This window comes from Cupriavidus sp. WS, from assembly GCF_000395345.1.
Taxonomy (GTDB): Bacteria; Pseudomonadota; Gammaproteobacteria; order Burkholderiales; family Burkholderiaceae; genus Cupriavidus; species Cupriavidus basilensis_B.
On the sequence record NZ_AQPL01000397.1, the window covers coordinates 1 to 9,624 of the forward strand.

The window sequence follows — 9,624 nt, forward strand, 5'->3', positions numbered from 1 at the left end:
CCGGCCGCGCCAACTCGCACGTGGGCATCTACGTGGGCCAGAACCGCTTCGTGCACGCGCCCTCCACCGGCGGCACGGTGCGCCTGGAGGACATGGGCAAGTCATACTGGGTGTCGCGCTACAACGGCGCGCGGCGCGTGGCCTCCGCCGCCGTGCCGCCGCCGGCCCAGCCGCAGCAGCCCGCGGCGCCGGCGATCCCCGCCGCCCCGCCGCCGGCGCAGGACGACGACCCGATCGCCGCCTTCGCCAACCGCTAGCGCGGCGCCGGCGCGCTTCCCGCGCGCCATGAAAAAAACCAGGCTTCACGCCTGGTTTTTTTCATGGCCGACATCGGCCTCACCGGCGCCGCGGGCGCCGGCTCAAAGCACGTGCAAACCGATCCACCATGCGATCGCCGCCATGAAGGCCGACGCGGGAATGGTCAGCACCCATGCCCACACGATGTTGCCGGCCACGCCCCAGCGCACCGCCGACATCTTCTGCGCCGAGCCCACGCCGACGATGGCGCCGGTGATGGTATGGGTGGTGGACACCGGCACGCCCAGCGCCGAGGCGATGAACAGCGTGATGGCGCCGCCGGTCTCCGCGCAGAAGCCGCCGACCGGCTTGAGTTTGGTGATCTTCTGGCCCATCGTCCGCACGATGCGCCAGCCGCCGAACATGGTGCCCATGCCGATCGCCACGTAGCAGCAGACGATGACCCACACCGGCGGCTCCGCGCCGCCCTGCGCCACGTGGCCGCTGGCGATCAGCAGCATCCAGATGATGCCGATGGTCTTCTGCGCGTCGTTGCCGCCGTGGCCCAGGCTGTAGAGCGAGGCCGACACCAGTTGCAGGCGGCGGAACCAGCGGTCCACGCGCGACGGCGGCGTGCGGAAGAAGGTCCAGCCCACGATCACCATCATCAGCGAGCCGAGCACGAAACCCAGCAGCGGCGAGATCACGATGAAGGCCACGGTCTTGGCCAGCCCGCCGCCGACCAGCGCGCCGGTGCCGCCCTTGGCCACCGCGGCGCCCACCAGCCCGCCGATCAGCGCGTGCGAGGACGACGAGGGAATGCCGTAGTACCAGGTGATCAGGTTCCAGGCGATGGCGCCGACCAGCGCGCCGAAGATCACGTGGTGGTCGACGATGTTGACGTCGACGGTGCCGGTGCCCACCGTGGCCGCCACCTTGAGGTGGAAGATGAAGATGGCCACCACGTTGCACATGGCCGCCATCGCCACCGCGTGGTGCGGCTTGAGCACGCCCGTCGACACCACCGTGGCGATCGAATTGGCGGCGTCGTGGAAGCCGTTCATGAAGTCGAACAGCAAGGCGAGCGCCACCAGCAGGCCGATGACCCACAGGCTCATTTGTATTGTGTGCATGCCGATTCGTGCCTCAGGCGTTTTCCAGGACGATGCCTTCGATGATGTTGGCAACGTCCTCGCACTTGTCGGTGATGGTCTCGAGCTGCTCGTAGATGGCCTTGAGCTTGATCAGCCGTTTCACGTCGGTCTCGTCGCGGAACAGCTTCGACATCGCCGAGCGCATCACGCGGTCGGCCTCGGACTCGAGGTGGTCGATCTGCTGCGCCGTCTTGAGGATGGCGCTGGCGTTGCTCATGTCCTCGAGCAGGCCGACCGCGATCTTGACCTGGTCGCAGCACTGCACGCAGATCGAGGCCAGCTTGCGGGCCTCGTCGGTCAGGCTGGTCACGTCGTACAGCGAGATGGTCTCCGCCACGTCCTCCATCAGGTCGAGGATGTCGTCCATCGTGGTGATGAGCTTGTGGATCTCGTCGCGGTCCAGCGGCGTGATGAAGGTCTTGTGCAGCAGGTCGATGGTGTCGTGCGTGATGCGGTCGGCCTTCTTTTCGGTGGCCTGCACGCGGCGCGCGTGCGCCTCGGCATTGGGCAGGTCGTTGACCAGCACTTCCAGCTCGCGGGCGGCGGTCACCGCGCAATCGGCATGCTGGTTGAAGTATTCGAAGAACTTGCCCTCCGTGGGCATGAATCGGCCGAACATGGGTTGTTCCTTGTCGGGGCGCGCGAGCGCCCCCGGGTTATTGCCTGGGCGACTGGCTCAATCGGCCAGGCATACATTGCAGACAGCCGCCTGGCGGCGGCTGTCATCAAAACGAAATATTTTACAGGTATGCGGGCCGCAGCCGAATCTCTTTCACGTCCGGCGTGGGCGATCGGCCACGGCGGGGCCGTTTTGCCACCGCCCAGGCCGCGCCAGGACTGGCTTCAGGTGTCGTTGTCGAAGAAGGCCGGGCCGCCGCTGAAGTTGTCGAATTTGGTGAACTGGCCCAGGAATGTCAGGCGCACGGTGCCGATGGGACCGTTACGCTGCTTGCCGATGATGATCTCGGAGGTGCCCTTGTCCTGCGAGTCGGGGTTGTAGACCTCGTCGCGGTAGATGAACAGGATCACGTCGGCATCCTGCTCGATGGCGCCCGATTCGCGCAGGTCGGACATCACCGGGCGCTTGTTGGGGCGCTGCTCCAGGCTCCGGTTCAACTGCGACAGCGCGATCACCGGGCAGTTGAGTTCCTTGGCCAGCCCCTTGAGCGAACGGGAGATTTCCGAGATTTCGGTGGCGCGGTTCTCGCCGCTGCCCGAGCCCGACATCAGTTGCAGGTAGTCGATGATGATCAGGCCAAGCTGCCCGCACTGGCGCGCCAGGCGGCGCGAGCGCGCGCGCAGCTCCATCGGGTTGAGCGCCGGGGTCTCGTCGATGAACAGCTGCGCGTCGTTCATGCGCTGGATGGCATGCGTGAGGCGCGGCCAGTCCTCGTCGAGCAGGCGGCCGGTACGCAGGCGGTGCTGGTCCAGCCGGCCGACCGAGCCCAGCATACGCATGGCCAGCTGGGTGCCCGCCATTTCCATCGAGAACACCGCCACCGGCAGGCCCTGCTCCACCGCCACGTGCTCGCCGATGTTGAGCGAGAACGCGGTCTTGCCCATCGACGGGCGGCCGGCCACGATGATCAGGTCGCCGGCCTGCATGCCGCTGGTCATGCGGTCCAGGTCGATGAAGCCGGTCGGCACGCCGGTCACGTCGGTGTTGCTGTCGCGGTGGTACAGCTCGTCGATGCGCTCCACCACCTGCGTGAGCAGCGGCTGGATTTCCTGGAAGCCCTTCTGCCCGCGCGAGCCTTCCTCGGCGATGGCGAAGACCTTGGACTCGGCTTCGTCGAGCAGCTCGCGCACCTCGCGCCCCTTGGGCGCGAAGGCCGCCGAGGCGATGTCGTCGGCCACCGTGACCAGCTTGCGCAGCACCGAACGCTCGCGCACGATTTCCGCGTAGCGGCGGATGTTGGCCGCGCTGGGCGTGTTCTGCGCGAGCGAGTTCAGGTAGGCCAGCCCGCCCACCTCCTCCGCCTTGCCGGCCACCTGCAGCATCTCGTAGACGGTGATGACGTCCGCGGGCTTGGTCGCCGAGATCAGCCGGGCGATGCTCTGGAAGATCATCCGGTGGTCGAAGCGGTAGAAGTCCGACTCGGAAAGGAAGTCGGCGATGCGGTCCCAGGCGGCGTTGTCCAGCAGCAGGCCACCCAGCACCGATTGCTCGGCCTCGATGGAGTGCGGAGGTACCTTGAGATTATCTAGTTGGGGGTCGCTGACAGGCGCGTTCATGGGGAGGGATTATAACGGCGCGCACAGGCGAGCCGGAGGAGAAATCGCGGCGCGTGCGGCGATGTGACGGCAGGACAACCACCCCGGCCGGGCCGAAGCCGGAACCCCGGGCCAAAACAAAAAGGCAGGAGCGCCTGGCTCCTGCCTTTTTGTTTCTGCCTGCGGCCGCTGCCGCTGCGGAGATCCCTCGCGGGCCCCGCGGCGGCGGCCGGTTCCGGCCTTAGACGTGTTCGCCCAGGACGGAGACCGTCACGTCGACCACCACGTCCGTGTGCAGCGAAACGCTGACCGGATGATCGCCAACGATCTTCAGCGGGCCGTTCGGCAGGCGCACTTGCGCCTTCTCGATCTTGAAGCCTTGGCCTTCCAGGGCGGCGGCGATGTCGGCGTTGGTGACCGAGCCGAACAGGCGGCCGTCCACACCCGACTTCTGGGTGATCTGCACGGTCAGGCCGTTGAGCTTCTCGCCCTCGCCCTGCGCGGCAGCCAGCTTCTCGGCGGCGGCCTTTTCCAGCTCGGCGCGCTTGACTTCGAACTCGCTGATGGCGGTCTGGGTCGCGCGGCGGGCCTTCTTGTTCGGGATCAGGAAGTTACGGGCGTAGCCGTCCTTCACGCGAACGATGTCACCCAGGTTGCCCAGGTTGATGACTTTTTCCAGCAGAATGATTTGCATCGTGTTTTCTCCTTGACGGACCTAGGGCCGATCAGTTCTTGTGCAGGTCGGTGTAGGGCATCAGCGCGAGGAAACGCGCGCGCTTGATGGCCGTATCGAGCTGACGCTGATAGTGCGCCTTGGTGCCGGTCAGGCGGGCCGGCGTGATCTTGCCGTTGTCGCCGATGAAATCCTTCAGGGTGTCCAGATCCTTGTAGTCGATCTGTTCCACGCCGGCCACGGTGAAGCGGCAGAAGCGCTTGCGCTTGAACAGCGGGTTCTGCTGTTGGAAGCGCTTCTTGTTCTTGTTGTCACGTTTGACGAATGCCATGATTCAATCCTTTTCGAATGCTTTACATCCAGTGATGTGAAAGACGAGAGCCTTGCTGTTGCGGTGCTTGCGGGCCAGGAATCCTTCGCAGTCGAGCATCGCGCCGAGCGGCGTGCGCTCGAGCCGTTGTCCGATCTGTCCGATCCCCATCGCGGCGATGGCAAATTCCACCTGCCTGGGCGTCTGCGCCTCGACCGTCTCGCCCGCGTACTGCAGGATGCAGTTGACGACGGGGACGCCGGCCGGGGTATAGCGCAGGGCATCGCGTTCGGCGAGGGTTGCGCAGAGCCTCAACTGGTTCAACGCTGCCTCCGTTCCCGGTACCCGTGCCCGCCCGCGCCGCCGCGGCGCCTGCGATATTCAGCGCCCGCGGCAACCGCAAGAGCCCGCACTTAGGCGGCCTGGCCTTCGGTGGTCTGTTGCGCGGCCTTGCGGGCTTCTTCGCGCTGCACTTCCTTCATCATCGGGGACGGTGCGGTTTCGGCCTTCTTGGTCTGAACGATGAGGTGGCGCAGCACCGCGTCGTTGAACTTGAACGCGTGTTCGAGTTCAGCCAGGGTTTCCTTGCCGCATTCGATGTTCAGGCAAACGTAGTGAGCCTTGGCCAGCTTCTGGATCATGTAGGCCATCTGACGGCGGCCCCAGTCTTCCACGCGGTGGATCTGGCCTTCCTGCGAGGTGACCAGCGTCTTGTAACGCTCGATCATGGCCGGAACCTGTTCGCTCTGGTCCGGATGGACGATAAATACGATTTCGTAATGACGCATTGACGCTCCTTTTGGATAAGCCACCCGGGCGCCATGTCCGGTGTGGCAAGGTTGGATAGCCTTAAAGTATAGCGCGCTTTCCACGCATAGGGCAAGCTGCTTCAGTTATCGGCAAAGAGCGCCTGCAACGCCGCCGGATCCGCCGCCAGCGCCGGCCTGGCCGCCAGCGCGAGCAGCAGCAGCACGCGCGCCTTGTAGGGATTCAGGTCGCCGGCCGACACGAAGACGCCGGCGGTCGGCCGCGGCTGCGCCGGCATCGCCACATGCCCGGCGCCGGTGCGCGAGCTGCGCACGACCGCCACGCCCGCCGCGGCGGCCTCGGCCAGCGCCTCCGCCAGCGACTGGTGGATCGAGCCGTTGCCCGCGGCGGCCACCACGAGGCCGTTCACCCCGGCCGCGACCAGCGCATCGACCATCACCCGGCCCGGCTGCGCGTAGCTGGCCAGGATTTCCACCTGCGGCCACGCCGCCGGCACCGGCATGGCCGCGGCCGGCAGCCGCAGCGGGGCGCGGGTGAAGCAGACGAAATCGTCCTGCACATAACCGACCGGGCCGCCCGCCGGCGAAGCGAAGGCGTTCACCGCCGCCGTGTGCGCCTTCACGGCGTCGCGCGCGGCGTGGATCTCCTGGTTGACGACCAGCAGCACGCCCTTCCCCGCCGACGCCGGATGGCTGGCCACGCGCACCGCGTCGAGCAGATTCAGCGGGCCGTCCGCGGACAGCGAGGTCGACGGCCGCATGGCCGCGGTCAGCACCACCGGCAGCGTGGCCTCGCAGGCCAGGTGCAGCACCATCGCCGTTTCCTCCAGCGTATCGGTGCCGTGCGTCACCACGATGCCGGCGACGTCGGGCTGCGCCGACCAGAAGCGGATCCGCTCGACCAGCCTGGACCAGAGCGCGAACGACATGTCCTTGCTGTCCACCTGCGCCACCTGCTCCGCCTCGATGCGCGCCACCTCGCCAAGCGCGGGCACGGCCCCGAGCAGCGCCGACACCGGCACCGTGGCGGCCTGGTACTTCGCGCTGCTGGCGGGATTGGACGAAGAACCGGCAATGGTGCCGCCGGTGGCAAGCACAACGACGCGACGCAGTGAGGACATGGCGGGGGACGTGTAGGAAGCCTGGAGTCGAAAAAAACGCGTACCCGGAACGGGCACCGCGTGCCGCGGATTGTAACCCTGCGCATCCCGACACCCGCAAGGCGCGCCCGCAGGCAGGCGTGTTGCAAACCATTCGTCGATGCGCCGCGTCCTAAAAATTCCGCTTGCACTTCACTCGATACTGTATAAAATCACAGCATACTGTTTAAACGTACAGTGCCTTCCAATAACAGCGAAAACAACAGCGAACAACGGCGACTATGGCGACCCTGACACCGCGGCAGCAGCAGATTTTCGACCTGATTCGCAGCACTCTCCAGCACACCGGCTTTCCGCCCACGCGTGCCGAGATTGCCGCCAAGTTCGGCTTCTCCTCGCCCAATGCCGCGGAAGAGCATCTGCGCGCGCTGGCCCGCAAGGGCGTGATCGAACTCACCCCCGGCGCGTCGCGCGGCATCCGCCTCAAGGTATCGCGCAGCGACTCCGAGTTGCCCGACCAGTTCTCGCTGCCGATGGCGGGCGTCATGCAACTGACGCTGCCGCTGGTCGGCCGCGTCGCCGCCGGCAGCCCGATCCTGGCCGCCGAACACATCGACCGCCAGTACCAGGTCGATGCCTCCGTCTTCGAAGTCCAGCCCGACTACCTGCTGCGCGTGCGCGGCCTGAGCATGCGCGACGCCGGCATCCTCGACGGCGACCTGCTCGCGGTCAAGCGCGCCAGCGAAGCCGCCAACGGGAAGATCGTCGTGGCCCGGCTCGGCGAGGACGTCACCGTCAAACGCCTCAACCGCCGCGGCGACACGATCGAACTGATCGCGGAGAACCCCGACTTCAGCAACATCATCGTCCAGCCGGACCGGGAAGAATTCTCCCTGGAAGGCATCGCCGTCGGCCTGATCCGTACCGGCGCGTTCTAAAAGCCCCAAGCCTCAAGTGCGGCTGGAGCGGGTTCGCCCGCCTCGAGCTGCACCCGATATGCCAACGCCATCCGCGCTGCGGATGCCGACAACTGTTGTTGCAAATCACCAGGTGTAGCCATGCTCCCAGCCAATCGCTTCTCCACCCGCCGCCCCGTCAAGCCCGTTCCGTTCCGCCAGTCCAAAGGCGTGCGCATCTACCAGGGCGCGCAGCGGCGCACGATGGTCGGCAGCATGGCCGCCATCTGCCGCATGCTCGAGCTGGAAGACCTTCCCAAGCTGTCCGTGTAATGGCGCGTGCCGCGTGGTGGCGCAGCGTGGAGACGGTTGCCATTCGCCGCACGCGCCAGCCTCATGAAATTTTTTGAGGCGAAGTACTAGCCATGTGCCAATGAAGTTTGTATAATCTTGTTTTTCGTCGATCAGCACTCAGCTGAAAGACAACGACGGTGGCTGTAGCTCAGTTGGTAGAGTCCAGGATTGTGATTCCTGTCGTCGTGGGTTCGAGTCCCATCAGCCACCCCAGAATTCTCTTCGGTATCGACGGCTTGAGCATTAACCAGCCGTTCGCGATACAAGATATTCGATAAAAGCGGATATACCCAACGGCGCCTCTGGCGCCGTTTTTGTTTTCTGCCGCTGGCAAGCATCGCACCGATGCTCCAATTTGCCATTGCCCGGACTCCCCTCCTCAAACCAACGTCGCCAGTCGACCCGCTTGTCGCGCATGGGGGGCCGGTCATTTTGCAATTGTTGACAGTCAAATGGTACGTTGCTTCTTATGCTGGCCGCGGCACCATCCCCTGGTGCTCATATTCGACACTTCCCGATGCCGCTGCGCCGCTCCCCCGGCCCAGCGGCTTTTTTTGGCGGAACGGCGGCCGCAGCCGCGGTGACAGTTGTTGACAGTCCATGTCTCCGCATCCTGATAGCCTTCAATCTCGCATCGTCATCCTCCGCTGGGTACGGTGCGGCTTCCTGTCCCCGCCGGCATTCGTGTCCGGCGGGGTTTTCTTTTTTGGCCGATGCGTGGTTCCGATGTCTTGCGGACTTCGGGACCTGACCGCCATCGAGTGGCCATGCAAGATGCCCCGGCCACTGCCTCTCGATTCATGGCGGACATGCCATCCACATGGGGAAGGCATTATCCTGACACCGCACTCCCCATGCGCGCGGAAATTGCGGGGCGACGCTGTTTGTCCCGATACCCACCACACACCAGGAGATCCGGATATGGCCGGCTCGAGCCTCTTGCTGCTGATCGACGACATCACCTCGATCCTTGACGACATCGCGTCCATGAGCAAGCTCGCCGCCAAGAATACCGCCGGCGTGCTCGGCGACGATCTCGCTCTCAACGCGCAGCAAGTCACGGGCATGAAGGCCGACCGGGAGCTGCCGGTGGTGTGGGCGGTGGCAAAGGGATCGCTGCGCAACAAGGCAATCCTGGTACCGTCCGCGCTGGCGATCAGCGCCGCGATTCCGTGGGCGATCACGCCGCTGCTCATGGCGGGTGGCGCCTTTCTCTGCCATGAGGGATTCGAGAAGATTGCACACAGCCTGCTGCATCAGCGGAAGGCACCGGAGACGACTGTCGTCCGGAGCGAGCCGCCGACAGCGGATCTGGCCACGCTCGAAAAAACGAAGGTCCGCGGCGCGGTGCGCACGGATTTCATCTTGTCGGCGGAGATCATCGTCATCTCGCTCGGCACGGTTTCCGAGGCGACGTTCGGCACGCAGGTTGCCGTATTGTCGATCGTCGCATTGGTCATGACGGTGGGCGTCTATGGCCTGGTGGCCGGCATCGTCAGGCTCGACGATGCCGGGCTTTATCTTCACCAACGGCCATCGGCAGCGGCGCGCACCGCCGGCCGGGCCATTCTGCGCATGGCGCCCTGGCTGATGCGGGCGCTTTCGGTGGCCGGCACGGTTGCCATGTTCCTGGTCGGCGGGGGAATCCTGGTACATGGTTTTCCTGGCGCGCACCACGTGACGGAGCGCGCCGGCGCCCTGCTGAGCGCGGAAGGCAGTCTTGACATGCTCGGTCCCCTGCTCGTCAATGGCGTGGCCGGCATCGTGGCCGGCGCGCTGGTGACGGCGGCGGTCTTCCTGATCAAGCTTGCGGTACGGATTGTCCGGCCATCGCTGGACTGAACGCGATGGCCCGGCCGGTATGACGCGGATAATGCAAAGTGCCAGAAACTAAAACCCCAAAAGCAAAACCCCCCAGT

The 9,624-nt window shown here is 65.4% G+C and carries 12 protein-coding genes and 1 tRNA gene; 5 read left to right on the forward strand and 8 right to left on the reverse strand.

Annotation, left to right across the window (positions count from 1 at the left end; all coding sequences use genetic code 11):
- Nucleotides 1–257, forward strand: a 257-nt coding sequence (locus K206_RS0128025; protein ID WP_020205691.1) for a C40 family peptidase, incomplete at its 5' end; no start/stop codon positions are given.
- Between the two features lie 102 nt (nt 258–359).
- On the opposite strand, the gene K206_RS0128030 is transcribed toward K206_RS0128025, so the two are convergent.
- From K206_RS0128030 to K206_RS0128065, 8 genes are all read right to left on the reverse strand, one after another.
- Nucleotides 360–1,370, reverse strand: a complete 1,011-nt coding sequence (locus tag K206_RS0128030) for an inorganic phosphate transporter (RefSeq protein ID WP_029044178.1) — start codon at nt 1,368–1,370, stop codon at nt 360–362.
- Nucleotides 1,371–1,383: 13 nt separating this feature from the next.
- The gene (locus K206_RS0128035) at nt 1,384–2,010 is read right to left on the reverse strand and encodes a DUF47 domain-containing protein (protein WP_020205693.1); all 627 of its coding nucleotides are present in this window, start codon (nt 2,008–2,010) and stop codon (nt 1,384–1,386) included.
- A 224-nt stretch (nt 2,011–2,234) separates the two neighbouring features.
- Entirely contained in the window at nt 2,235–3,626 is a 1,392-nt protein-coding gene (locus K206_RS0128040; RefSeq protein ID WP_020205694.1) for a replicative DNA helicase, read from the reverse strand.
- 220 nt (nt 3,627–3,846) lie between these two features.
- Nucleotides 3,847–4,299 carry a 50S ribosomal protein L9 gene (gene rplI, locus K206_RS0128045; RefSeq protein WP_020205695.1) on the reverse strand — a complete coding sequence of 151 codons (453 nt, stop codon included), beginning with the start codon at nt 4,297–4,299 and terminating at the stop codon, nt 3,847–3,849.
- A 31-nt stretch (nt 4,300–4,330) separates the two neighbouring features.
- Nucleotides 4,331–4,609, reverse strand: a complete 279-nt coding sequence (gene rpsR / locus K206_RS0128050) for a 30S ribosomal protein S18 (protein WP_006163606.1) — start codon at nt 4,607–4,609, stop codon at nt 4,331–4,333.
- A 3-nt stretch (nt 4,610–4,612) separates the two neighbouring features.
- Nucleotides 4,613–4,912, reverse strand: a complete 300-nt coding sequence (gene priB, locus K206_RS0128055) for a primosomal replication protein N (RefSeq protein WP_017228959.1) — start codon at nt 4,910–4,912, stop codon at nt 4,613–4,615.
- Between the two features lie 89 nt (nt 4,913–5,001).
- Nucleotides 5,002–5,376, reverse strand: coding sequence for a 30S ribosomal protein S6 (gene rpsF / locus K206_RS0128060; RefSeq protein WP_020205696.1), 375 nt, complete (start codon nt 5,374–5,376; stop codon nt 5,002–5,004).
- Between the two features lie 101 nt (nt 5,377–5,477).
- Nucleotides 5,478–6,476 carry an asparaginase gene (locus K206_RS0128065; RefSeq protein WP_029044179.1) on the reverse strand — a complete coding sequence of 333 codons (999 nt, stop codon included), beginning with the start codon at nt 6,474–6,476 and terminating at the stop codon, nt 5,478–5,480.
- A 260-nt stretch (nt 6,477–6,736) separates the two neighbouring features.
- On the opposite strand from K206_RS0128065, the gene lexA reads away from it, so the two are divergent.
- The 4 genes from lexA to K206_RS0128085 all read left to right on the forward strand — a co-directional run bounded on the left by lexA (nt 6,737) and on the right by K206_RS0128085 (nt 9,547).
- A complete protein-coding gene (gene lexA / locus K206_RS0128070) occupies nt 6,737–7,393 on the forward strand; it encodes a transcriptional repressor LexA (RefSeq protein WP_029044180.1) in 657 nt (218 codons plus the stop codon).
- 120 nt (nt 7,394–7,513) lie between these two features.
- Nucleotides 7,514–7,684: a hypothetical protein gene (locus K206_RS43905; protein WP_020205698.1), complete on the forward strand. Its 171-nt coding sequence runs from the start codon at nt 7,514–7,516 to the stop codon at nt 7,682–7,684.
- Between the two features lie 158 nt (nt 7,685–7,842).
- Nucleotides 7,843–7,918: transfer RNA gene (locus K206_RS0128080), tRNA-His, on the forward strand.
- 708 nt (nt 7,919–8,626) lie between these two features.
- Nucleotides 8,627–9,547 carry a DUF808 domain-containing protein gene (locus K206_RS0128085; RefSeq protein WP_020205699.1) on the forward strand — a complete coding sequence of 307 codons (921 nt, stop codon included), beginning with the start codon at nt 8,627–8,629 and terminating at the stop codon, nt 9,545–9,547.
- The last annotated feature ends 77 nt before the right edge of the window (nt 9,548–9,624 follow it).

Coding starts and splice junctions, on each gene's coding strand:
- K206_RS0128030 (WP_029044178.1), bottom strand. CDS start 1,370: ATGCACACAATACAAATGAGCCTGTGGGTCATCGGCCTGCTGGTGGCG.
- K206_RS0128035 (WP_020205693.1), bottom strand. CDS start 2,010: ATGTTCGGCCGATTCATGCCCACGGAGGGCAAGTTCTTCGAATACTTC.
- K206_RS0128040 (WP_020205694.1), bottom strand. CDS start 3,626: ATGAACGCGCCTGTCAGCGACCCCCAACTAGATAATCTCAAGGTACCT.
- rplI (WP_020205695.1), bottom strand. CDS start 4,299: ATGCAAATCATTCTGCTGGAAAAAGTCATCAACCTGGGCAACCTGGGT.
- rpsR (WP_006163606.1), bottom strand. CDS start 4,609: ATGGCATTCGTCAAACGTGACAACAAGAACAAGAAGCGCTTCCAACAG.
- rpsF (WP_020205696.1), bottom strand. CDS start 5,376: ATGCGTCATTACGAAATCGTATTTATCGTCCATCCGGACCAGAGCGAA.
- K206_RS0128065 (WP_029044179.1), bottom strand. CDS start 6,476: ATGTCCTCACTGCGTCGCGTCGTTGTGCTTGCCACCGGCGGCACCATT.
- lexA (WP_029044180.1), top strand. CDS start 6,737: ATGGCGACCCTGACACCGCGGCAGCAGCAGATTTTCGACCTGATTCGC.
- K206_RS43905 (WP_020205698.1), top strand. CDS start 7,514: ATGCTCCCAGCCAATCGCTTCTCCACCCGCCGCCCCGTCAAGCCCGTT.
- K206_RS0128085 (WP_020205699.1), top strand. CDS start 8,627: ATGGCCGGCTCGAGCCTCTTGCTGCTGATCGACGACATCACCTCGATC.